Here is a 25649-nt window from a genome sequence, read left to right as displayed (position 1 = left end):
TTGTAGCAAAAGCGTTGATTAATCACCAATTCTAATACTTATGTATTACAATTTATAAAAACGACGCATTGTCAAATCAATCATCTTTTGTCGTAATGCTAAACGTTCTGACCACTCTGGAATAGTCTGCCAGGCAAAACCGGGTATTTGTTGACTAATCATCACATTAGATAGATAAAAGTCCGTATCTTCGGTCAACTCATTGGTGATTTTTATATTTAATGTATCCCATTGACTAACCATTTGTGTTAAATAATTCTCTAACGCGGGCATGTCAATCAAATCAATCGTCACTGTAATCATCGGGAAAATATCCGCCACCGTAAACACTTTAATAAAAGTGCTTAGTAACGGATTGAACAGCATCCCCATCAATTGTTCCTCACTATAATCAAACCGATGCGTAAACATATGAATGACCTGCTTCGTAAAAGCCGTGTGAATTGGATAAGTTTGCATTTGAAAATCAACATCTGGCAAAGGTTGAATATCATATGGTGGGAAATAACATAAACGAATCAAAACTGGCCCAATCAATGCTTTGATGGCTTGTTTTTGTTCTTCAGGCAGTTCTTTCATAAAATAATGCCAGTAAGCGCGACCAATTCGTTCAACGACCCAAGTAACAGTTGCTTGATTATCAGCTGTTAAATCCGATAAATAATCGGTCGTTTGCCCAATACCCAACGCATAACATACCGACAAACCATAACGGAGCTCATCGTCCACCCAAGTATCTTCAGGATCTAACCGTAGTCTTAGATATGAGGCAAACTGTCCCATTAGTTGTTTGGCAGAAAATTGCAACTCTTCGGTTGGTTTAAGCAAATCTTCATCCGTTGATTGAATATGATGACCGTTCATCACGCGTGTATGCCAGACACCAATCGTAATTTCTAGTACACGCTTAATCGTTGCCCGCTTCGTCAATAAAGGGACCACATCATTTTGAACCTGTTTCACATATTGTTGCGTCTCTTGACTAAACGGTAACGGCGAATTAGCAAAAGCTAGGTAGATTTGCTCAATCATCATCGTCCGAATTTGGCGCTCATCACCCAATAATTGATAATTATCCGCAATCCGAATACCCTGTTGCAACAATTGTTCACGTACTTCTTCTTTTACCAACCGAACCACGGTTGTACTAGAGGAATGACGAAAAGCAATCACTTCATTAGAATGGACGCCTTCCAGAAAAACATCCAACAGGAGGTCAAATTTTAGTGATTGTCGTAAATAATACCCTTTCAAGGCAGCACTACTAATTAACTGTAAATCATGCAAGGTTATTGTCCGATTAGCATCAGACAGAATAATGAAGTCTTGTGATGACTGGGTAATTGCCTGACAGTCAATGTTTAACTGTTGCGCAGCTTGTAGTGTCAGGTACCGAGACCAGCCCATCGCTGCCATCAAATCTTTAATTAAAAAGCTTTTACTATGATGAGTGATTAAGTACTGATGTAGTGCCAATCGATGCTCATCTTTCTTTGAAAGTAACCAATTCATTGTGTCCACTCTCTCCATTTGATTAGTCATAAAGCCATCATAACTTTATTTATCAATTTAATTTCGCTAATTTTTTACCCGATGAAAAAAATATAGTCGATATAAATACCTTTTAGTTAAGTCCACCAATTTCTAAACTAATCCCTAGTCAAAAGCCACCTTCATGACAACTCCATGAAAGTGGCTTGAAAACAGCTTATCGCCGCTTAAGTGAATATCTATTCTTTATTAAATTGTGACTCATACTCACTATATCCTTGATCCGCTAATTCAGCGACCGGCACAAATTTTAGCGCAGCTGAATTAATACAATAGCGTAACCCACCCTGTGCGATTGGACCATCAGTAAATACATGACCCAAATGTGATTCAGCATTTTGTGACTTAACTTCTGTTCGATACATCCCACGTGATGTATCAAGATGGCGCTTTACTGATTTTTTCTCGATTGGCTTTGTAAATGATGGCCATCCACAACCAGCATCGTATTTATCCAAAGAACTAAACAATGGTTCACCACTCACAACATCAACATAAATACCTTCATCAAACCAGGCATCATATTTATTATTGAATGGCGCTTCAGTTGCCGCCTCTTGGGTGACAGCATATTGTTCTGGTGTTAATTGCTCACGTAAATCTGCTTCATTAGGCTTTGCCATTATTTGCATCCTCCTTATCTGACCAATACTTGTGCTGATACCTCTTTCTTGGCATCATCATCATCATTTCACGCAATGGATTTTTCTTATAAAACTGTTGATGTTCTTCTTCAGCATCGTAAAATGGTTTAGCATCTTCGATCGTTGTTACAATCGGCTGATCAAAACGCCCGGATGAATCTAATGCCTGCTTAGAAGATTCAGCGATTTGACGTTGTGTGTCATCCTTAACAAAGATAACTGGTCGATAAGTGTCACCACGATCCGCAAATTGTCCCATGGCATCAGTTGGATCAGCCAGTTGCCAATAAAGTTCGACCAAAGACTCATATGACACAATGTCGTCATCGAACCAAATCTTAACTGCTTCTGTATGGCCAGTAATATGAGCAGCTACCTCGTCATACGTTGGATCAACCATCGTACCACCGGTATAGCCTGATCGTACTTTTTCAATTCCTGGTAAGGTTTCGAACGGTTCGACCATACACCAAAAACATCCACCTGCAAAAATAGCTGTTTGCTTTGTCATTAATCATACCCCCTAATTAATAGGATACACCGTTAACCTACTTTTTTAATCTTTATCGTCTTTATCTTTGTCATCATCATCTTTACTACTTGATTCTGATGCCTTCTTAGCATCATCTGCTGCTTTTTGCGAAGCTGATGCAGCTGACGCGGCTTGTTTATTAGCATCGTCCGCATTTGCTTTCGCATCTGCCAAGGCCTTATCAGCTGAACTTTGAGCCGCTTGAGCTGCAGCTGTCGACTCGCTCATTTGCTTCTTTAAGTCTTTGAGCTCACTGTCTTTCTTATCCACTGATTTTTGTAACGACGAAGCTGATGATTGGTATTTACCAGTATCCTTCTTAGCTGTTACAAAACGTTGATTTGTTGTAGCGGCCTTTTTTAGTAAGTCCACCCCACCATCAGTATCAATCGCGCGCTGATACAAACTTTGGGCTGATTCCCAATTTTGTTTCTTAATCGCTGCATCTGCTCGCTCTAAATCATTCAATTGTTCACTGGCGGTCCGGTTCTCAACAGAAACACGTACCTGCCGTGACGCCTGATAATGTTTCTTGGCAGTCTGCCAGTCCTGAACCGCGACGGCATCACGGGCTTTATTTAATTCTCTCGTATACGTCCGATCATCACTAAACCATATGATGGCACCATAACCAGCCACAATGACCACAACGAGTCCGAGTACCGATAACATAATCTTCTTTCGACTCATGCTATGCTCCTTCAATAAGTATTTGTTGCATTATATCACGATTTGCAACTAACCAACAATTCAAGACAGAGCGTGACAAAAGTCGTTTTGAAGCTGGTGTGTAAGAATGGGGACCTTATTTTGACTCGTAGTGCAGCGAAGAGACGGAATAAGGTCTCTGTTCTTACATTGAATCTTCAGACTTTTGGAGCGCGTTTAGACAGAGCGTGACGAAAAATGGTTTGAAGTCGTTGTGTAATGTTGTTTGCGTCATTTTTGGCCGAAGCAAAGCGGAGGACAGGAATGGCGTAAACTGCATTACATTGAGATTTCAATTTTTTGGAACGCGTTTAAGAAGAGCGAGACAAAAGTTGCTTTGAAGACAGTTGTAACGATGGTGGTGTCATTTTGGCTCGAAGCGCAGCGAAGAGACGAAATTATGCCATTGTCGTTACATTAAGGCTTCAGACTTTTGGAACGCGTTTAGACAGAGCGTGACGAAACCCTACTATACCTGTAAAATGATAGTTATCTTAAAAAATGGAGAAAAAATCATGACAATTAAACATTTCGATCAGTTATTAGATAAATATGCCGATTTAATTACCCGTGTTGGTATTAATGTGAAGCCTGGCCAAGATGTCATTATCTATGCCGAGATTGACCAAGCTGACCTCGTTCACCGGATTATGCATGCCGCTTATGCATTAGGTGCTAATCAAGTCATTGTTGAATGGAAAGATACCATTTTGCAACGCGAATTTTTGACACATGCCAGCGAAGCAACCTTAACAAATATTCCTGCTTGGGTTTCTGTCCGTGCCGAATCTCTAATGGCTAACCAAACCTCACGAATTTCCATTGTTTCAAATGATCCTGATGGCTTTAGCGATGTTCCTAGTGATCGAGTCTCACTTTATGAACAAGCCTATCAAAGAGCTAATACGGCCGTTCGTCAAGCCACAATGAATAATGACGTGGCCTGGCTAGTTGTGTCTGCTGCTGGTAAGGAATGGTCACAAAAAGTATTTCCAGATGTAGTAGCTGATGAAGCGCAAGATAAATTATGGCAAGAAATTTTCAAGATCAACCGCATTTCAGAAGATAATGATGTCATTGCTGATTGGCAAGAACATATCGAGACGCTCAACGAAAAAGCGGCCTGGTTGAACCAACAAAATTTCAAGGCACTTCAATACCATTTTGAAAAAACATCATTAACTGTTGGCTTAGCTGAAGACCATGTCTGGGAAGCTGCTGAATCATTCAACAAAGCTGGTAACCGTTTTGTACCAAATATGCCAACTGAAGAAGTCTTTACGTCACCTGACTATCGCCATATTGACGGTACAGTACAATCAACGAAGCCTTTATCATATTCAGGTGTCTTAATTACAGATATTAAATTAACATTTGCCGATGGCAAGGTCGTGGCTGCTGAAGCAACGACTGGTCAAGACGTATTACAACAATTAATTCAAACAGATGCAGGCGCTGCATCATTGGGTGAAGTTTCATTAGTACCAGATGATTCGCCAATCTCTAACTCGGACATTGTTTTCTATACGACTTTAATTGATGAAAATGCCTCTGATCACCTAGCACTTGGTGCTGCCTACCCTTCAAACATTAAGAACGGTACCCAACTATCAGTTACTGATCGTCAAGCAAAGGGCCAAAACGATTCAATCGTACACGTTGACTTTATGATTGGTTCCGCCGACATGGACATTGACGGTATCACTCAAGATGGCCAACTAGTCCCTGTTTTCCGCCAAGGTAATTGGGCTTAAGACAGAGTGTGACAAAAAACATCTAATAATGAAAACGAGGTTTGGACTTTGACATCCAAACCTCGTTTTTAATTGCAATATTTAATTAGTTAGAAACACCAACAATGACGTCACCAACTTGTGCAAAGCCAAAGTGAGTTGAACTTGCACGCATCTCCCAGTCACGGTGACCAGTTCCTGATGCAGTCGTCATATTTGTTTCGTTATACCAAGCATCAACAACTGATGAGCCAGCACCAAAACCAATTGAAATGACTTCGTTACCATTGCTCCAGTGTTCATTGGGAATTGAACCACCATTGTTAGCAATTTGTTGGGCACGTGCTTGTGCTTTGGCAGCTAAGTCAGATGACCATTCAGTCGTCATTCCACTACGCTTAGACTTTAAGGCATCAAATGTGGCATTATCAACGTTACCAGCAGTTGATGAAGATGCTGTTGTTGACTTTTCAGTCGCTTGTTGATTATCAGTTGCTTGCTTAGCAGCGGCTAGTGATGAAGCAGCAGCCTTAGCAGCACTGTCAGCAGCGGCTGATGATGAGACTGAAGCAGCTGATTGCGCAGCAGCACTTGACTTAGCAGTTGCAGCCATTGCCTCTGATTGAGCGGCTTTGGCGGCAGCTTCACTAGCTGCTGTTGCGTCTGACTCAGCAGCAGCCATTGAGGCAGCCTCAGCTTGTGATGAAGCAACACTGGCAGCAACTGATGCAGCATAGGCTTCAGAAGCAGCTTGCGATGAAGCTGCGGCTTGGATAGCAGCGGCCTCTGATTCAGCAGCAGCAGAGTCTGCAGCAGCTTGGCTAGCTGCTGTATCATCTGCTGGTGCAACTGATGATGCTTCATTGGCTGCTGGTGCTGATGTATAAGCAGTTTGGGCTGGCGCAGCAGCTGATTGTGGAGTTGCTGACTGAGCGGTTGCTGCAGTTGCCCCATTAAATGATTGACCAGCAACAATCAAATCAGGGTTAATAATCCCATTAGTTGTCGCAAAATGATCAACTGAATCATTTGTGGCCATGGCTAATGCCCAAACCGTATCACCGTTTTGGATTTGGTAATCGTTAACACCACCATTTGCTGAAATTTGTGATGCAACTTGATCAACAGTGTTAGCTTGCCATACATCTGCAGAAGCAGACTCATTAGCACCAACAAAAGCGACACCCGCTGCAGTAGTTGCTACTGCAACTGATACCCATTGCTTACCTGCCTTATACATTTTCTTGTGTGACTTGATTTCCATTGAAGAAGTTTCCCCTTAATTCGTTACGCGTTTATGCGTATTTAATTTTTGTTTAATACAACATTTTTTAATAATAACAGAAGTTCTTAACAAAATCATTACATTTTAAAGGAAAATTTTGAAATTTCTTAATAAGTTCGGGTAATTACTTAAGATTTACTGGGAAACTAGACGGTAACGGTGCCCCAATCGACTTGATGTCATTTGAAAACGGAATCGGTAATTGCACACTAGCAGAATGTAACAATAAACCACCTTCATAATTAGATTGTTGATTATACAAGTCATCTCCTACCAGTGGGTGCCCGATTGCTGCCATATGTAAGCGAATTTGATGAGTTCGCCCCGTTTCTAACTGTAAACGTACTAGCGTCTGTTGATAGACCGTTTTAATTTTTGTCCAGTGAGTCACTGCGGGTTTCGCATTGATACCATTGATCTGACGCAAACGACTATTAGTTGGATGTTCACCAATTGGTAGGTTAATCGTCCCTGTTGGCTGTGTCAGGTGGCCGTCGACCCAAGCCAAATAAGTACGTTTGATGGTCTTATCATGTAACAGTTGATTCAACATTGGTACCACGTATGGTACTTTTGCAATAATCAAGGCCCCAGTCGTTTGACCATCCAAACGATGAACCATGTATGCCCGTTTACCCTGCTTGATCAAGTATGCTTGGGCAAAGTTCATCATCGTACCATCTTCACCAGGAGAATTGGGATGCGTTTTAACACCTTTGATTTTATTAACAACTAATAACTCGTCGTTTTCATATAGGATTTGTAAGGATTGTGAATCATCAGGGACATAATGTGAATCCGGCGTTATAAAGTCAGTCGGTAACCAGTGCAATAACAACACATCATGTGGTTTTAAAATAGTTGAAGTCGGTTGATACTCACCATTCAAATAAATACGACGTGCGATTCGAAAATTGCCTCGTATCCGTCGTGGCACATGCCACATGGTCAGTTGCTCTTTAATTGAGACTGCCGGCTGATCCGTTGGCAACTCGATTTGCTTTGTCCACCCTACCATTGCACACTCTCCATAGAAATAATGCGTCACTATTACCACAATAAAAGAGCCTAGGAAAATTCCCAGGCTCTTTTATTTTTTAAGCTGATTAACGATTACAACTTTGTAACGTTAGCAGCTTGCAAACCACGGTCACCTTGTTGTACTTCAAATGATACAGCTTGACCTTCTTCTAATGACTTGAAGCCATCAGATTGGATTGCTGAGAAGTGTACGAATACATCGTCGCCTGATTCGCGTGAGATAAATCCGTAACCCTTGTCTGCGTTAAACCACTTTACTGTTCCTTGTTCCATGTCTGAAACCTCCTGGCATCCTGCCATAAAATTAATAATCCAAAACGAAGATGCCCTTATTTCTGAGAAACATAAAACAAAATCTTTCAAACTATGTTTTAAGTATAACACGTGTTCCTACTTAATGATACAAACATTTTAACTGATAGCGAAATTATTATCGCATGATTAGCGATGATACCAGTTATAGCAGGCGATTACATTGATAATAAAAAAACATTTACTAAGCAGTTAAGCTATCAGTATCCCCTAATTCAGACGACCCAATCACCTAACCTGTTAATAAATGTTTTTACTGACTATTTAATCATTTGCTTCATGGCATCTGCTGTCATTTCCGCAGTTGCTTCATGAGAATAATCGGCAACGTCATTGGCGCTTGCCTTTGGATTATCCTTCATATATGCAGCAACTTTAGCTTGAATGGCATCACGCATTTGCTTTTGTTGCGCAGCAGCAGCGGCCTTATCTTGACCAGCTGCCTTTTGCTTTGCTGTCACTTGTTTTGCTTGTTGAGCACTCAAAACGACCCAAGTGTTCTTAGGAACAGTCACAGTGCTTGTTTGCTTAACTAATGAGTGACCTTTGCCTCCAAAGTCTAACAACCACTTAAAGAAGTCATTTTGCCACTCACGACGAGTTGTCACCGTCTTAACGGTAGCCTTATCAACATCAGCAGTCTTATAAGTTGCCTTCTTGTTAATAGCCTCGGCCATGTTCTTCTTGTTTGGGACAAAATGTGGCTTAGCTTTACCATCTTCACTATCCGCATAGATCATGACATAGTTGCCTGACTTCGTACCAAGTTCTTGTGTAATCAACATACCAGCGGGTGATTTTGAACCACCAGCTGAATAAATTGTCTTTTCGGTAGTTGTTGTCACATTCTTCATCCCATAATGTGACTTGATATTAGCGGTTAGCAACAACACAGTTGCTCCTAATAAAGCAAAAGAGATTAGGCCCATAATAAGGCGTGTTGGCGCACTTTTAATGTAGAACCATGAGATATATGTTAATACTGCAAATACTGCTAAAACAATAATAATCATGTTGCCTAATCCTCCTTTTCATCTGATGAGACATGTTTTGTCATACCCTCAGGTACAACACGACCACCGCGGACAAATAGTGCCACAATAATACCAAGAATTGCGAAGCCGAAACCGATGGCAAATGATACACGGAAGCCCTTCATCGAGGCATCAAGCATATCTGATCCATATTGTAATGGATTAGCTGTCTGCAAAGCCTTACCTGGCTCGTTGTTATTGATAATATTTTGTGTCACTGATGTCAACAAGGCAACAACAACTGACGAAGCCACTTGACGGGCCGTGTTGTTTGAAGCCGTTGCATGTGGTGCTTCATTAGCTGGCAAAACTGACATTGACATCGTCGTCAATGGCATCATAACCATCGCAACACCAAACATACGCAAAGCATATAGGGCTGTAATGAAAGCACCTGAAGTTGTTGTCGTAATGAACATAAATGGCAAAGTTCCCAAAGCCAAGATAGCAAAGCCGACAATTGCTAGACGCTTTGCACCAATTTGGTCATACATACGTCCAGTCAATGGTGCCAACAATCCCATCATCAATGCACCTGGCAACAAAACTAGTCCAGAATTCAATGTTGACATACCATGCACGTTTTGCAAGTAAGTTGGCAACATCATTTGAACACCCATCATGGCCATCATAGCCAACATAACGCCTAAGGTCGTCAATGAGAATTGCTTATTCTTAAAGACACGGACGTCCATAAATGGTACATCCATTTTAACTTGGCGCCAGATGAACAAAATGATTAGTAGCAAACCAGCGATGATTGGTAAGATAACTGATGAGAAATCACCCCAACCTGCTGTAGCCACATTTGTAAATCCAAGTAGGAAGACACCGAAACCAAGAATTGACAAGATGAATGAAACAACATCCAACTTAATCTTCTTAGTAGGCAAAACATTCTTAACATAGAAGAATGACAAAATAAATGCGATGGCAATAACGATCAATGGCAAAATAAAGATAGTTCGCCATGAAGAAGAAATTGTCAAGCCAAGTAACGTGTGGTCCTTTTCAAGGATCCAACCAGACAAACTAGGTCCGATAGCAGGCGCTAGCCCAATCACAATACCGTTGATTCCCATGGCAGCACCACGTTCTTCAATTGGATAGATGTTAAGCATTACCACTTGCATCAAAGGCATCGTTACTCCAACGGCAATGGCAGTTACGATACGACCAGCTAAGAACATCCACCACATATTTGAATCAGCAGGTGTAAAGGCCGTCAAAGCCATTCCTGCAGTTAAAAGTGCATAAGCAATAATATATAATGTTCTTGATTTAATACGCGTTGATAAGAAAGCTGAAACGGGCATCATCACCCCGTTTGCTAGTAAGAACCAAGTTGTTGCTTGTTGCGCCGTTGCAAACGAAATATCAAAATCGTTCATTAGGGTTGGAATAGCCGTTCCCAATGATGTTTGCATCAACACACCAGCAAAAGTACCGATTAATAATACGGCGACCATGGCTGTACGGTTAAATGGCTTACCGTCCATATCCAAAGTCACACTTTTATCATGTGCCATTTGTTTTCCTCCATTTGTTTTAATCACAATGTATCATTGTAAAACTCGTTTTCTATTTAATCAAGTTTTTTGTTAAGTAATTTAACAAATATTGTAGTTGTGTTCACAAGAAACAACTGTACTGGCCAATCGTGGTCATCAATTCATCTATCAATATCGCTATGCCATAAGCAATGAAAACCCTTACAGGATAACATCATTTATTGAACAGTTGTTTGTGATGTGTTCACAACTTTCGGAAATTTTTTCATAAAAAAAGAAGACCGAGACAATTTAATTGCTCAATCTTCTGATTATTATTCATTAAGTGTTTTTTACCACCAACCGTTAGCTTGACGGAAGGCCGTTGCGTTTTCAACTGAACCGTAACGTGAAGTGGCATAATTAACCATTCCTGAAGTTTGGCTGGCAACACTACCAGATCCCCAACCTTCTTTGGTTTGACCAAGACCATGGTAGCCATTTGGTGAAACGGCATTAGGATTTCCACCTGATTCTGGCATAACAACTGAACTCCACAAAGCTTCAGTTCCACCGTTAGCCAAGAATTGTGCCTTAACTGATCCACCAGCTTCATTGCTTGATGATGGTGTGCTTTCTGCAGCAGCTGACTCATTTGAAGTTGCTGGTGCAGCTTGTTGAGCTGGCTCTGCAGCTGCAGTCGTATCTGCTTGAGCAGCTTCGCTTGCGGCAGCCTTGTCAGCAGCAGCTTGTGATGCAGCAGCTGAGCTAGCTGCGGCTGCTGATGATGCTGCGGCTGCTGAACTTGCAGCAGCTGATGAAGCAGCTTGAGACATTGCCAATGAAGCAGCATCGTTAGCTGCAGAATCAGTTGATGCATCAATATCAGTTTCAGCAAGGTCTGCTGAATCTGGCACTTCAATCTTTTGATCAACGAAGATCATGTTCGCATCTTTCAAGTCGTTTGACTTTACCAAGTCATCAACTGTCATGTTGAACTTGTTGGCAACTTCTGATAAAGTATCGCCCTCTTTAACTGTATAAGTTGATGCGGCATTAACAATAGATGAACCAGCAACAAAGACTGACGCAACTCCGGCAACTGCTAAGGCTGTTTGTTTCACTTTACTACTCATAAAAATTAATAATACTCCTAATGGATAATTTTGATTACTATATTTAATACCTGTGACTACGCAGGTTGATGAATTGGGCATTACCCAACGACAAGTAATAGTTTAACAATTTCAGCTTATAGCAAGTTACATAAACATTACATGAATTTAAACGGTTAATTCAAAGCCGCCAATACACGAAATATTTTTGTAACATTAGAAAGTATCCCCTATAAAATAGGGATTTATAAAGAAAACATTAAGATAGTTAACTCGAAAAATAATCTCTAAAATTTCCTTAAAAATAAAAAATAAAGACGCTGAACACGAATGTTCGGCGTCTTTATGGCTTTTTGTTACATTATCGTCATTTTGAAAAGTAATGTTTTTAGAATTTGCGTAACCATATCGTATCTATCTCGTGATTAGCTTGTTTATGCAATACTAAATCGGCACGCTCACGAGTTGGTAAAATATATTCGTTTAGGTTGGGCAAATTTACTTGGCGCCACACATCTAAAGCAGATGCTACCGCTTGTTCCGTTGGCATCTTTGTATACTCAGCAAAGAATTCATTGTCAGCCGGATTATCCTTTGCAGCCGATAGCAACGCCTTAAACCGTTCAATATACCATTGCTCGATCAAATCTGTTTGGGCATCCACATAAATCGAAAAGTCAAAGAAATCCGAAACGTATACAGGCGTGTTCGCCCCACTTTGTAACGTGTTGATACCTTCAATAATGAAAATATCTGGATTATCAAACTCATCATACTCACCTACCAACACATCGGACATATCATGAGAATACTTAGGCGAATGGACAGTCCGTTTGCCTTCTTTCAATGCATTCATAAACGCTAACAACTCTGCCATATCATAAGACTCAGGAAAACCTTTACGGTCAAAAATACCAGCAGCCCGTAATTTTTTATTAGAATATAAAAATCCGTCCGTTGTCGTTAAAGCAATTTCCTTCTCGGGGAAAGCTGACTGCAACATGTATTGTAATAAACGTGCTGTTGTCGATTTACCAACCGCCACTGAACCAGCAATACCGATAATAAATGGTCCTCGTGATGCTGACCGACCAAGAAAATCAGCGCGTTCTGCTATATCATGCCGATACTGGTCATAACGTAATTTAATATAGGTCACTAACGGTCCATAAATATTAAATACATCGGCCATCACAATGCGGTCATTATATGCCTTAATGTTCTGCAATGTCTGTGGTGTCATATCAATCTTTTCTGGCACCACATACTGATTAGCTAATTTTTGCCAATTCTCTCTATTAAAAACAGCAAAATTTAACGGTGCTGTCGCCATAGTAGACTACCTCATCTCGTATAAGTTATCAGCCACATTCGCTAATAGTGGCGTCAATTCTTGAACGGCAAATATCGTTAACTGATGCATTGCACGAGATGCAATGGTATAAACAAGTTGTCGTTCATCATCTCCATGATACACCTTTGGCGACGCATTCCACATAATAACGGCATCAAATTCTAGTCCCTTGGCCAAGTAAGCAGGCACAATAATTGTTCCTGGTACTAAGCGTTGATTCTCTGTTCGGATAATCGTGACATCCGCTTGGTCACGTAAAGCCGCATAGGCTATTTCAGCTTCCGCCAAAGTCTTCGTAATAATCGCCGTTGTCTCTTCTGCAGCTTGATTATCGGCTAATTGTTGCACAATTTCCGTCACCATTGCTTCAGTATTTGGCACGATTGAAACCGTTGGTAAATCACCCGCGCGTTCAAAAGCATCAATTTGCGCACCATTAATCAAAATATCTTTTGAAAAGTCTGTAATTTGTTGGGTTGAACGATATGTTTGGGTTAACTCAATGTACTCTGACTTATCAGGATCAAATAACTGTGACAATTCATCCTGCAAACTAACGGCGTTTTCCTTGGTAAAAATGGCCTGATTCAAGTCACCTAACATTGTAAAGCGAGCTTTTGGAAAACTAAACTTTAAGAACGCCAACTGGAAAGGTGTATAGTCCTGAATTTCGTCAATAAAGACAAAACGGATATCACGTTCCCCACGACTTCCCTTAATTAGATCGAATAACATCATATAAGGTGTCATATCTGCCATTGGCAAAACACCTTGACGCATTTGTTCAATAGTGTGCTTAACACCGGTTTGCCAGTCTGCCTGACTCATATCATAGTCAGCCAAATTAATAAGCTGAGGTACTGACTTTAAAAAGTGAACAAATTGCTCATTAATATTGATGAAATGATTACGATTAACACCACGGATAACCGGCGTAAATGCTTTCATTACCAACTGCTTCGCAATATACTTATACTCCGCTTCGTCTGAATCAAACTCACGTGGGTTGTCACGGAGCATCGTATCATATTGTTCTTTACTCAAATTTTGTACTTCATTTTCTACCCAATCAGCATGAACTTCATTACCTGATTTACCTTGCAAAATTTTCATCAATTGTTCTTTCGTCGCATGCAGACGATTACCAAGGTTGTAGTTATCATTAAATGAATAATAGATTTCTGCAATTTTATCCTTGCTGATTATTTCTTGACCACGGAATTTAATCGGCCGTAGTTTCAAATTGGCTTGGTTTAATGATTGCGCGTACGCTTGCATGGCTTTAAAGTAGGCACTTGTCCCCTTTAAGTCAATAATTTGCTTGGCCATACCTGTTGGTTGTGATTCAAAACGTTCTTGCAACGTTTCCAACTGTAACCTAGGCAAACGACGTGATGCATACTGATAGAAGGTCATTTGCACCATGTTTTGCTCACCTAATTCTGGTAGCACTTGGTCGATATAATCATTAAACAATTGATTTGGCGAGAATAGTACGACCTGTCCTGAAGTTAAATGACCACGATAACGGTAAAGCAGATAAGCCACTCGTTGTAGTACAGCTGATGTTTTACCAGAACCAGCAGCTCCTTGGACAAACAACAAGTCCGCTGCCGTATTACGGATAATTTTATTTTGTTCCTTTTGAATCGTCGTAACGATTGACTTCATCTTAGTCGTTGATTCACCTGAAACCGCATTAAGCAGCATCTGATCACCAACTGCTTCGTCAGTATCAAAAATTGTGACAATTGTGCCATCTTCAATTTGAAATTGACGTTTCAAAGAGACTTCAGCATCTTGTTTACCATCAGGCGTGTCATAAGAGACTTTACCCAAACCACCATCATAATAGATAGAAGAAATTGGTGCACGCCAATCATAAATCAAGAAATTATCTGGTCCATCTGAAAATGATGCTAAACCAATATAGATTTGATCAACCTTTTCTGCTCCCTTTTCTTGCACATCAATGCGTGCAAAATAAGGACGTTCAGTCAAACGGTCCAATACAACTGCCTGATGTTCGGCTGAATCCATTGCCAACTCACGTTCTTGTAACATTTGTTGTTGTTGACGAACCGACATCGCTGTCTCAAACAAGCTACCATACGTTGATGTCTTAAAACGAACATCTTTCCAGCCAGAATCAACATCCGCCTTCTTTTCCTTGGCGTTCGTTTGTTGCATTTTATTATTTGCCTTAGCATTCTGAATTTTTTCTAGTACAGAATCTAGGCGTTTTTGCTCTGAGTCATACGGCGTCATGTTATGCTCCCCCGATAAAAATTAGTGTTTCTATGTTACACCACTTTAGCCTGTTTCGCTAGTTATTTTTACAGACAAAAACTGGGACAAACATGATGTCCCAGTTTCTGTCTATTAATTATAGATTACTTTTCTTCAATATCCAATGGCACTTCATCACCATCTGCTTCTTGTGCAGCTTCAGGTGCATCAGCTGATCCATCATGGCTACCAATATAAGCCAGACGAACTTGATCATAAATTTTATCATAGATTTCTTTATGTTCTGGTTCCTCTAACCAGCGAATAACATTGACCTTTCCTTGGCCAATCTTTTCACCCTTATAAGAGAACCATGAACCAGCTTTAATGATGATTTCTTTATCAGCTGCCAAGTCAATCATTTCACCAGTCTTTGAAATTCCCTTTCCAAAGAGAATTTCAACTTCAACTTCACGGAATGGTGCGGCAACCTTATTCTTAACGACCTTAATACGTGTCAAATTACCAACAGATTTGATATTATCGCCATCTGCCTTAGTTGCATCAATACCACCCTTACGACGAACATCCAAACGTACTGATGAATAGAACTTCAATGCACGTCCACCAGGAGTTGTCTCAGGATTACCAAACATCACACCAATCTTTTCACGTAATTGATTGATAAAGATAGCCGTCGTTCCTGTCTTCAAGATAGCACCTGACATCTTACGTAGCGCTTGTGACATCATGCGTGCTTGCAAACCAACTGACGAGTCACCGATTTCACCATCAATTTCTGCCTTAGGTGTCAAAGCGGCAACAGAGTCGACAACGACCATATCAATCGCACCTGATGCTACCAAAGCGTCCGCAATGGCCAATCCTTGCTCACCAGTATCTGGTTGAGATAATAGTAGTTCATCAACATCAACACCTAATGCTTTGGCATATTCCACATCCATCGCATTTTCAGCATCAATATAGGCAACGATACCACCATTTTTTTGTGCTTCCGCAACCGCATGCAAAGCCAAGGTCGTCTTACCAGATGATTCAGGTCCATATATTTCAACAACACGACCCTTTGGATAACCACCAATACCCAAAGCCACATCCAGCTTTAATGAACCAGTTGGTGTTGATTCAACTTTGGTGAAGCGACTGTCTCCAAGCTTCATAACCGAGCCCTTACCGAAAGACTTTTCAATCTTTTTCAAAGCATCATTCAATGCATTTTGACGTTCTTTAGGGTCAGTAATCTTACCTTCTAATTTTTTATTTGGATTAATATTCTTTCCTGTAGCCATATCTTTTGGGCCTCCACTCATTAACTTTAACTTAACGCAGTTCTAGTGTAACCTAATTAACACTTTTTTTCAATACATCTAATCAATTGACGATTCTTTGGCTAATAAATCTGCCAACCAGTCAAAGCCAGCTGCGACACTCGCCTCACGGACTGCTTGCCGATCACCACTAAACTGATATTTCTGCGCCATTGTTTGTCCAGACGGCGTTGCCACACCAATATAGACTGTCCCAGCTGGGTGTCCTTCTAGCGCATCCGGACCAGCAACGCCAGTAAAGCTAATCGCCCAATCAGTTGTTAACTTTGCTTGCGCACCCTTGGCCATAGCTTGCGCCACTTGGTCAGATACGACACCATACTGCGTAATCAATTCTGCGGGCACCCCCACTAATTTCGTTTTAGCAGCTGCCGCATAAGTCACAAAAGCCCCTGGTAGCGCTGCAGAGATACCACTAACTTCAGCTAATGTTGCCACAAACAACCCAGCTGTTAAAGATTCAGCTGATGTAATCGTTTGGTGACGAGTAATTAAACTTTTTCCAACTTGTTCTTGTTGCATTGCCAACCTCCTTCCCCATTAATAAAGAAGCAACATGTTCTATAAATGTCTTTTATTAGTATAAATCAAAAATTGATATTCGACGACCATTATGGAATATAAAAGCCAGGACATTTCGTCCCGGCTTTTATACTTAAATTTCATTTATTATGAGATTCAAGGCGCTTTTTGTCTCACTCTCTCAAACGCGTTCCAAAAGACTGAAGCCTTAATGTAACAACGATTACGTAATTCTGTCTCTTCGCTTTGCTACGAGCCAAAATAACGCAATCATCGTTACAACCGGCTTCAAAACGTCTTTTGTCTCGCTCTATTTAAACCCATCGGCGAATACGCCACGGTTCTTATAGAAGTAATCAATTCCTGAGTAAACCGTTGCGATTAAGGCAATCCACATCATAATCATGGCGAATGGTACATTGATCATTTCGAAGAAAACATCATGTAGTAGGAAGAAAGAAATTGAGACCATTTGTGAAGCGGTCTTAATCTTTCCCGGCATAGCTGCTGCCAAAACCTTACCATTATTTTCAACAATCAACGTACGCAAACCAGTAATTGCTAACTCACGGATAACAATAATGGCAACCATCCAAGCTGGTACCCAATCAAATTGAACAAAATAAATCAAGGCTGTCATAACGAGTAACTTATCAGCTAGTGGATCCGCAAACTTACCAAAGTTTGTGATCAAGTGACGCTTACGAGCAATTTTACCATCGGCAAGATCAGTTAATGATGCGCCAATAAATATAATTGCAGCGACTAAATGTGCGACAGGTAATGTTGTACCGCCAAACGACAAAACACCCCAATCAGGTGAAATTGACAATACTAACATAAACACTGGAATCAAAATCATTCGAAATACAGTCAGTTGATTTGGTAAATTCATTTTTTATTTGCTCCTACGTTTTTATCGTGTAAAGTTCATATTCAAGTGCCAAACACTCGCATTATTAGATTGCAAGTCTACTGACTTACCATTTAGTGATACTTTTGTTGCTAAGGCATTTCCAATTGAAACCTGCACACCATTTGCTGATGTTGGAATCTCAACCTCTTGCGTCTTACTATCTTCCACAGTACCATTCCACAATACGGTACCAGCTGCATCACTAACTTGCATCCATGAAGAACCATCTTCCGCCTTCAACTGCATCTTCATTGCCTTGTTAGGGGCTTTCACTGAGTCGTAGCTAACTGTCGTCCCACTTACATTACTTTCGCCCAAGTCAACTTTAGCTGTCTTTTCCTTCTTTTCAGAAGATGACTTTGATGATGCCTTCTTTGAGCTGCTTGATGCTGATGATTTTGACTCACTATCAGAAGATGTCGTTGCTGATGACTTTGATGACGCCTTCTTTGAAGAAGAATCCTTGTTAGCAACTTGTGATGTTGATACTGAGACGGTCGACTGATTCTTTGATTCTTGCTTAGCAGAACCAGCAAACGATGAAACCACTGCCCAAATAATGGCGATAATCGCAACGATGACCACACCAATAATGATTTTTGGCATCATGCTTCGAGTTTTATCAGCAACTGTCTCTTCATTTTGATGCATGCCCGCACGAGTCACATTATCTGCATCAACACGTGCTGCACTTAAATCAGGTTGTGGTGTTTCAGCGTCTTCATTTTCATATTTTTGCATGAAGGCAACCGCATCTATTCCAACCGCCGTTGCATATTGACGGACAAATGCGCGTTCATAAAAGGCACCTGGTAATTGATCAAATTGGCCACTTTCAATCGCCGCTAAGTAGCGTTTTTGAATTTTCGTTGATTGTTGAACATCATCAAGTGATAGCCCTTTATCAAGTCGAGCCTGTTGGAGCTCTTGTCCGATAGCGCTATTGCGTTCTTCATTCATAATCTCTCATCCTAACTTTTAAAATTTAGCATAATAAATATAATTGCATTCTATTTCATTTTAACATAATTACAACATATCAGGTCGAGCGATTATGCTGGCCACTGGGCTGACCGCTGTCTGTGTTAATACCATAATCATATCATTGACTGTTAGCGCTTGCAAAATAGCTATTTCATCTTGCAAGGTTGCCTCATCAAAAGTTTGGCCTTCAAAGCGAATGGCCGTTTCTTCTAGTTGATTTAATTTATTGATCAAACGACTTAAGGCATCATTCTTCACCAACTTAAAACTAGTCTTAAGTTGGACAACTTGCGCCGTTAAATCATTCAAAACCTGCGAAACTGCTGCAATGACGCGCTCTGGTTCTGCCGTTTCAGCAGCAATTGTCAAATAAGCAAAGTGTCGTTCCGCGTCAAAGTCGGCACTAAAGTTATCATCAATGAGGCCATCGTTATACCAAGTCATATACGTTGGTGAAAACTCACCAAAGACAAGATCGATAGCGAGACTACCAATAATTGTCACCCGTAAAATATCACGTCGCGACAATTTGGCGAAATCTAGTTCCCATCGTTGACCCAATACCACTTTATTCCGTACGACATTTAAAGGCACTTCTAATGGCGTTGTGATGACAGGTTTTAATTCTGGCACCAACTTGGTAACTGATTTGGCTCCTACGCGCTGCCCTGCTGGTGAGTTTTCAATCAATGACAGTAACTTGGTCTCATCAAAAGCTCCCGTGACCACCACATCCATATTATCTGGTTGATAAAATGATGAAAATGCTAACTGCAACTGTTCCGGCGTGATTTGGTGAACTGATTCGACTGTACCCGCAATATCCTGTCCTAAAGGATCATCTGGGTATAAACGCGCTAGGATTAGACGGTATAGTTTTGAATTAATATCATCCTCATACATGTCTATTTCTTGCGTAATTATTTCTTGTTCACGTTGGACAGTTGCTAAGTCAAAATACGGTTCTTGCGTGAATGTCAATAATTCTTGCAATGCTGCTTGATTACCAACGGTTGTTGACAGATAATAACTTGTTCGTGTCTGGGTCGTAAATGCATTAGCATTTGCCCCAAGTTCGCTTAATCGTGAAAACGCATCATATTCTGGTTGTGCAAACAGACGATGCTCGACAAAATGAGCAACACCAGCTGGTTGTGAAACAAGTTTCCCTTGATCCATAAACAGTCGATCACGAGCACCATAGTCTACCGTGACCATTGCGACCACTTGGTGAAAGTCTGGTCGTGGGAGCAGGTGCACCCGCAAACCGTTCGACAAAGTTAGATGTCTTTCAGCTGGTAAAAATTTTTGTGATTTAGCCAACATTCACTTCTCCCCCAACCATTTCATACTGCAATTGCCAAACTGCACGCTGTGCGAAACTTCGAACTTGTTCAGCCGTTACCGCGTCAATCTTTTCCAACCAAGCGTCATCGGTGATTGGCTGATCTAAGACTTGTTGATTATACAGACGATCTGCTAAATAAAGTGGCTGATCCAAGGTCATCGTATACGATGTCTTTAATAATTGTTTTACTACTGCCAATTCTTCATCAGGAACTAATTCCTGTTGGAGACGTTGTAATTCTTCATTAACTTTTGCTGTTGTAATAGCTAGATTAACTTGATCAACACCTGCTTCTACGATCAATAATCCAGTATATGGATTGTAATCCGATGAGATACCATAAACTAGCCCTGCTGATTCACGAACGTTTAAAAATAACCTTGAAATCGCCAGGCCACCAAATAGACCATTAAACACATTAGCAACAAAGCGTTCATCACCAGCCGACATTAATGTATAGCCCAACACTAAACGGGCTTGGTTTACATCATCCTGTGACTTGACCTGCTTAACTTGTGGGAATAACTTTTGCTGATAGATTGCCTGCAATTGATGATGGCGTGGTGCAAAATTAAATTGCGTTGTTACTGCAAGCACCTCGGCTAAGGCAATATCCCCTACGACCACAATATCAATACGATCATTTGCGACACTTTCTTGCCAAACATGCCAAGCTTGTTGTGGCGTGGTAGCTTGCAAACCAGAAATGGTTCCAAAAGCTGGCAATGCCTGATCTGCAGAGCCAAAATAAGCTTGCAAGGCTTCTCGTAAGGCATAGTAAGGTTTATCTTCGCGAAGACCAGCAACTTCATCAAGGGCAATTTCTTTTTGTCGATTAAACATGACTGGTGAAAAACCAACTGACTCATCACCCATTGGCCAATTAATGACTTCATTTAAAAAATTAAACCCATCACGCAGAATATCACTATCTGTCGTTGCAAAAGTTTCGTGAACCAAATTTAATTGCAAGCGAATGGTATGTAATTGACCGACTTTAAAAATCTCTGTCCCAAAGGCTGCCCCAGTCATTTCGCTTAGTGCCTGAGCAAGCTTGGTTTGCGAGGAATACTTTGCAGAAGCCGTTTCCAGCATATTACTTGCTAGGACACGTGCATTGAGAGTTTGTTGATTTAATTGTTGCGTAAAATTAACCGCGATGTGCGTTGTTGCAAATTGTTTTGTCGGTAAAACGTGGACAAACACACCCGTTTGAATTTCTTTTGTTACCACAAACGTACCTTCTCTGATGAAAATAGCTCTTGTATTTTCACTTTCATTTAAAATATGTGCTTAAAATTAGCAATTGTCTTTAAGTATAACCTTTCGACTAGCGACTTACCACATTTCCTAATAAGGATTAATAGTTTTTTTATTTGTCATCATTTTCCTAAAGACAAATAAAAAACTGAGATAGAAAATCTATCCCAGTTTTTACGTTTATTTATATTAATTATGAAAAGATTGCTGACAAAGCTAAGATAACGATCAAGCCGACAACAGAAATCAATGTTTCTAGTACCGTCCAAATCTTCAAAGTTTGTTTGACGTCCAAATCGAAGAACTCCTTGAACATCCAGAAACCAGCATCGTTAACGTGTGAGATACCAACTGAACCGGCACCAATAGCCAAGACAACAAAGGCTGGATCAACAGCTGATTGACTTGCTACCAATGGTGCAACGATTCCGGCTGTTGTCAAACCAGCGACTGTTGCTGATCCAACTGACACACGCAAAATCAAAGCAATAAGCCAAGCAAAGATAATTGGTGACAATGACGTGTTTGAGAAAGCGTCAGCAATTGCATCAGAGATACCACCGGCTGTCAAGATTCCCTTGAAAGCGGCACCACCACCGATAACCATCAATAGGTTAGCGATTGACTTCAAGGCATTACCCATTGAGTCACCAACTTCACCCATTGTACGACCTTGCTTTGGTCCCATTGACCAGATCGCAAATGACATAGCCACGACCATGGCAATTACAGGGTTTCCAAACATAGCAACAATCTTGTCTAATACTGATGGATCAGTAACGTAACCACTTTGAGTGGCAGCTGACATAGCCTTCCATGAGGCATCACCAACCGTACCTGAGTAAACTTGCTTACCAGCGTTAACTGTCAACGTGTAAATCGTTGAAATAAGCATGAAGATAACAGGCATCAATGAAGTAGTGATTGCCAATCCAAATGATGGTGTATCTTCTAACTTAAACGTCTTAACTTCACCAATAGCATCTAACTTCTTGGTAATCTTAAATGCTTTAGGCTCAAACTTCTTAATAACACGAGTGAAGTATGGTCCAGCAACTAACATCGCAATGATGGCAACAACAATACCATACATTAAGACGATACCAATGTTAGCACCTAGAATATTAGTAACTGCTGTAGGTGATGGCTGTGGTGGCAAGAACCCTTGAGCGGCAGACAATGCTGCAGCCATTGGGATTCCCAAGTAAAGCAAAGGTACTTCAGCTTCAAGCGCAATTGTAAATACAATTGGGATCAAAACAACTAGTCCAACTTCGAATAGCAAAGAAATACCAATGATAAATGATGCACCAGCAACTGCCCACTGCAAACGCTTCTTACCGAATTTTCTAATCAGCGTTGTGGCAATACGGTAGGAACCACCAGAATCAGAAACCAAACGACCAATCATCGATCCAAATCCAAAGACGATGATCAGCTCACCCATCGTGCCACCGATACCATCTTTCAACGCATCGGCGATTCCGGCTGGGTTCATACCCAGACCAAGGGCAACTAAAATAGATGTAATAATTAATGCCACGAAGGTATTAACATTTAACTTCAGGATAAAAAATAGCAACAAGGCAATTCCAAGAACTAGAATCAAAAATGGCCAAATATTAAAATCATTTAGCAACCATTGATACAGTCCTGTAGATTTGTCAATTGATAATCCTGTTAGCATTGTGAACATAATACACTAACCTCTTCTTCAATCAAAAAATAATTTCACTCACACTTGTGTAAGCGATTGCTCAACTACGTCATTTTACACCTTTCCACTAACTTTTTACAACTGTACAAACTGTAAAAAAAGCGTTTAAGACACCTTTTGATGTCCCGGAATTGGTACACACCAATTTACTTTGTGCATAATCAACGGAAGCCACCACCACCGGAGCCGCCACCGAAGCTACCACCACCGGACATACTCGTGGCACCACCACTACCAGTACTAACAGCGGTTGTCATGGCGCTACTACTAAAGTGCTGAACAGCAAAGAATGGGAAAAATGACCCATGATAGTAAACACTTTCTGCTTGATACTCTGGATAAGCCACTGTTAGTTGCTCGGCCACCTCTTCAGCAATACCAAAAGCGGCTGCCGCTAACATTAGATCATCCCACAAGCCAACCTCTTGTGGTGTTCGCTCATTGATCAATGTAAATTCTTGCAAGTAATTCTTTAGACGAGCCAGATTCAAATCAACTTCATCCGCAGCCGGCTTTTTACGGAAGCCTTGTAACCAACTAGCCGCCCGATTTGCCCGATCACGCTTTTTATCATCAGTTTTTACTCGCTTTGTTTTCGTCGGATAAACCAAATCATTGGCCTCACCATACTGTTGACTATAATGATCGAAAGCTTTCGTTAATGCTTCAAGTTTTTTACTATGTTTGCTTAAATACTTACCAAAATCTTTTTGTGTGACAACGCCGTCTTTGGCTGCGTGTTTTAATAATTCATATAACTTTTGAATCGGTTCTGGCGTATCCGCCGCCAATTCTTTATCAGCCAATATAAACGTGATTTTTTTCTTATTCGGCTTTTTTTCAGCATCTTTTGTCTGAATGGTCAAATATTGATCACGCATCAGTTGCAACAACCCGACTGACAAGAAATTACTTGTCACTGTCGTCGATAACATGGCACTCAATAGTTGGTAAACATTATAAATACTACCGGTTGGAATTTCACGATAGTACTCGCCTTTGGTTTGTTTTTGTAACGTCTTAATAGTTGGATAATAACGACGGTAATTGCGATACCACAGTAGTAACCAAATACCAGCACCCAATACCAACAGAATAACAACAGTCACCACAATTAATGCTAGCCGGCGTCCTTGATCATTCTTCACGGTTTCCCCGTTCTTATAATCTTGATAATTATAATCACTACCTTTAAAGGCTTCTTGCATATAGGAATCAAAAGAACGTGTCGTTTTATATGCCGTACCATAGGTATTCTTAGGGATTTGAACAATCATTTTGACGTAATTATCTTCTGACAAGTTCTTGCTGCTTTGCATGGTCACCTGCCCCTTATTAAACGCAGTTTCCCCATCAAAGCCAAATCCCCAAACACCATAACCATTATCCACTGATAATTGTCGGTTTGGATCATGAACAACAACTTGCAAGTTTTTAGGCGAAATCTTCACATCACTGTTTAAAAACTGCCAAGCAATCATTTGCTTCGTGGCCGTTTGTTCAACAAAATTACTGATTTGATACTGAATCGTATATTGATGAGTACCGTATGAGGTAATTCCCCAATTTAGTTCATCCCCATTCTGACCATATTGATAGGCCTTTTGCTGGCGATTATTATCAGTTTGCCAATTTGATTGCCTCGTAAATTGACGGCCATCCATGCTAACCTGATAATTCGAAAGCTCTTGAGGACCAACTAACTTCACAACTTTGTAAATTTCACTACCTTCATCAGCTGTTACGGACCAATTTTCTTTAATTGTGGCTGTTCCTTGATCATTCAAAGAAACATCGATATTCATGCGATTAACGGTTTGTTCAGCCACAACCTTCTGGCTATTTCCCAACACGAAAAACGAAACGATACATGCCAGAAATAGTAACCAGAGTGATCTTACTCTGATTTTTCCCATTGTGGCATCTCCTGTTTTCCTTGAGTATTTTCGAAATACTTTTCCTGACTAAAGCCCATCGAACCAGCAATCATGAAATTAGGAAAGACTTGGATCGACCGATTTAATTTTGTAACTGAGTCGTTGTATACCATACGTGATAAACGTACTTTATTCTCAAATTCATCAACTGCTGTCATTGTCTGTTGATAAACATGACTCGCTTTTAAGTCAGGATATTGCTCAGCCAAAGCATTCACGACCCCTAATACCCGATTAAATTGTTGTTCATCCGCATTGACATCGGCGACATCTGATTGTTCAGACACATTTTGACGAGCGTTAACAATCTTTTCAAAGGTTTTACTTTCGTACGTTTGATACTTTTCAGTCGCTTGCATTAAATTAGTTAATGCATCCCAACGACTTTCAACTTGCGCAGCAATTTGTCCCATGGCATTACGGACATTTTCACGTAATCGCACCAACTGGTTGTAGATAGCAATTAGCCACCCAATAATAATCACAACCAGAATACCAATAATAATTCCCCATACCATATCAATCTCTCCTGTCCTATTTTGCTAGATTTATCGAGACACTTCTATTACTTTATACTATAAAGCCTAC

General features: G+C 40.5%; 22 protein-coding genes. 1 reads left to right on the top strand and 21 read right to left on the bottom strand.

The window, feature by feature from the left end:
- Positions 1 to 45: 45 nt before the first annotated feature.
- From NGR58_RS00305 to NGR58_RS00290, 4 genes are all read right to left on the bottom strand, one after another.
- Positions 46 to 1512 carry a helix-turn-helix domain-containing protein gene (locus NGR58_RS00305; protein ID WP_258087760.1) on the bottom strand — a complete coding sequence of 489 codons (1467 nt, stop codon included), beginning with the start codon at positions 1510 to 1512 and terminating at the stop codon, positions 46 to 48.
- 218 nt (positions 1513 to 1730) lie between these two features.
- Positions 1731 to 2174 carry a peptide-methionine (R)-S-oxide reductase MsrB gene (gene msrB / locus NGR58_RS00300; RefSeq protein WP_258087759.1) on the bottom strand — a complete coding sequence of 148 codons (444 nt, stop codon included), beginning with the start codon at positions 2172 to 2174 and terminating at the stop codon, positions 1731 to 1733.
- Positions 2161 to 2706, bottom strand: coding sequence for a peptide-methionine (S)-S-oxide reductase MsrA (gene msrA / locus NGR58_RS00295; protein WP_258087758.1), 546 nt, complete (start codon positions 2704 to 2706; stop codon positions 2161 to 2163). Before msrA ends, msrB begins: the two co-directional genes overlap by 14 nt.
- A gap of 45 nt (positions 2707 to 2751) precedes the next feature.
- Positions 2752 to 3417, bottom strand: coding sequence for a hypothetical protein (locus NGR58_RS00290; protein ID WP_258087757.1), 666 nt, complete (start codon positions 3415 to 3417; stop codon positions 2752 to 2754).
- A gap of 533 nt (positions 3418 to 3950) precedes the next feature.
- Between NGR58_RS00290 and NGR58_RS00285 the strand changes: the two genes are divergently transcribed.
- Positions 3951 to 5189, top strand: coding sequence for an aminopeptidase (locus tag NGR58_RS00285; RefSeq protein WP_258087756.1), 1239 nt, complete (start codon positions 3951 to 3953; stop codon positions 5187 to 5189).
- A gap of 85 nt (positions 5190 to 5274) precedes the next feature.
- Here the strand turns inward: NGR58_RS00285 and NGR58_RS00280 are convergent, their stop codons facing one another.
- From NGR58_RS00280 to NGR58_RS00200, 17 genes are all read right to left on the bottom strand, one after another.
- Positions 5275 to 6432 (bottom strand): CAP domain-containing protein, encoded by a 1158-nt coding sequence (locus tag NGR58_RS00280; RefSeq protein WP_258087755.1) that lies wholly within the window; start codon positions 6430 to 6432, stop codon positions 5275 to 5277.
- 145 nt (positions 6433 to 6577) lie between these two features.
- Entirely contained in the window at positions 6578 to 7471 is an 894-nt protein-coding gene (locus tag NGR58_RS00275; protein ID WP_258087754.1) for an RluA family pseudouridine synthase, read from the bottom strand.
- 95 nt (positions 7472 to 7566) lie between these two features.
- Entirely contained in the window at positions 7567 to 7767 is a 201-nt protein-coding gene (locus NGR58_RS00270; protein ID WP_075269406.1) for a cold-shock protein, read from the bottom strand.
- 299 nt (positions 7768 to 8066) lie between these two features.
- Entirely contained in the window at positions 8067 to 8819 is a 753-nt protein-coding gene (locus tag NGR58_RS00265; RefSeq protein WP_258087753.1) for a DUF4811 domain-containing protein, read from the bottom strand.
- Between the two features lie 5 nt (positions 8820 to 8824).
- On the bottom strand, positions 8825 to 10369 hold the full coding sequence (locus NGR58_RS00260; RefSeq protein WP_258087752.1) for an MDR family MFS transporter: 1545 nt from the start codon (positions 10367 to 10369) through the stop codon (positions 8825 to 8827).
- A gap of 314 nt (positions 10370 to 10683) precedes the next feature.
- Positions 10684 to 11466: a LysM peptidoglycan-binding domain-containing protein gene (locus NGR58_RS00255; protein WP_258087751.1), complete on the bottom strand. Its 783-nt coding sequence runs from the start codon at positions 11464 to 11466 to the stop codon at positions 10684 to 10686.
- 367 nt (positions 11467 to 11833) lie between these two features.
- A complete protein-coding gene (gene coaA / locus NGR58_RS00250) occupies positions 11834 to 12778 on the bottom strand; it encodes a type I pantothenate kinase (RefSeq protein ID WP_258087750.1) in 945 nt (314 codons plus the stop codon).
- Positions 12779 to 12784: 6 nt separating this feature from the next.
- A complete protein-coding gene (helD, locus tag NGR58_RS00245) occupies positions 12785 to 15067 on the bottom strand; it encodes an RNA polymerase recycling motor HelD (RefSeq protein ID WP_258087749.1) in 2283 nt (760 codons plus the stop codon).
- Positions 15068 to 15192: 125 nt separating this feature from the next.
- Positions 15193 to 16338, bottom strand: a complete 1146-nt coding sequence (gene recA, locus NGR58_RS00240; RefSeq protein WP_282556330.1) for a recombinase RecA — start codon at positions 16336 to 16338, stop codon at positions 15193 to 15195.
- A 78-nt stretch (positions 16339 to 16416) separates the two neighbouring features.
- Positions 16417 to 16899, bottom strand: coding sequence for a nicotinamide-nucleotide amidohydrolase family protein (locus tag NGR58_RS00235; RefSeq protein WP_115471226.1), 483 nt, complete (start codon positions 16897 to 16899; stop codon positions 16417 to 16419).
- A 310-nt stretch (positions 16900 to 17209) separates the two neighbouring features.
- Positions 17210 to 17794 (bottom strand): CDP-diacylglycerol--glycerol-3-phosphate 3-phosphatidyltransferase, encoded by a 585-nt coding sequence (gene pgsA / locus NGR58_RS00230; RefSeq protein ID WP_115471225.1) that lies wholly within the window; start codon positions 17792 to 17794, stop codon positions 17210 to 17212.
- A 21-nt stretch (positions 17795 to 17815) separates the two neighbouring features.
- Positions 17816 to 18775, bottom strand: a complete 960-nt coding sequence (locus tag NGR58_RS00225) for a helix-turn-helix domain-containing protein (RefSeq protein ID WP_258087748.1) — start codon at positions 18773 to 18775, stop codon at positions 17816 to 17818.
- A gap of 69 nt (positions 18776 to 18844) precedes the next feature.
- Entirely contained in the window at positions 18845 to 20125 is a 1281-nt protein-coding gene (gene yfmH / locus NGR58_RS00220) for an EF-P 5-aminopentanol modification-associated protein YfmH (protein ID WP_258087747.1), read from the bottom strand.
- On the bottom strand, positions 20115 to 21380 hold the full coding sequence (gene yfmF / locus NGR58_RS00215) for an EF-P 5-aminopentanol modification-associated protein YfmF (protein ID WP_258087746.1): 1266 nt from the start codon (positions 21378 to 21380) through the stop codon (positions 20115 to 20117). The genes yfmH and yfmF overlap by 11 nt, the downstream gene beginning before the upstream one ends.
- A 220-nt stretch (positions 21381 to 21600) precedes the next feature.
- Positions 21601 to 23103 carry a gluconate:H+ symporter gene (locus NGR58_RS00210; protein WP_258087745.1) on the bottom strand — a complete coding sequence of 501 codons (1503 nt, stop codon included), beginning with the start codon at positions 23101 to 23103 and terminating at the stop codon, positions 21601 to 21603.
- Positions 23104 to 23285: 182 nt separating this feature from the next.
- On the bottom strand, positions 23286 to 25040 hold the full coding sequence (locus tag NGR58_RS00205; protein ID WP_258087744.1) for a DUF2207 domain-containing protein: 1755 nt from the start codon (positions 25038 to 25040) through the stop codon (positions 23286 to 23288).
- Positions 25022 to 25579, bottom strand: a complete 558-nt coding sequence (locus NGR58_RS00200; RefSeq protein WP_258087743.1) for a LemA family protein — start codon at positions 25577 to 25579, stop codon at positions 25022 to 25024. Before NGR58_RS00200 ends, NGR58_RS00205 begins: the two co-directional genes overlap by 19 nt.
- Positions 25580 to 25649 lie beyond the last annotated feature (70 nt).

Source organism: Weissella fangxianensis, from assembly GCF_024718545.1.
Taxonomy (GTDB): Bacteria; Bacillota; Bacilli; order Lactobacillales; family Lactobacillaceae; genus Weissella; species Weissella fangxianensis.
Note: the sequence above shows the minus strand (reverse complement) of the source record. Positions and strands in the feature narration are given on the sequence as shown.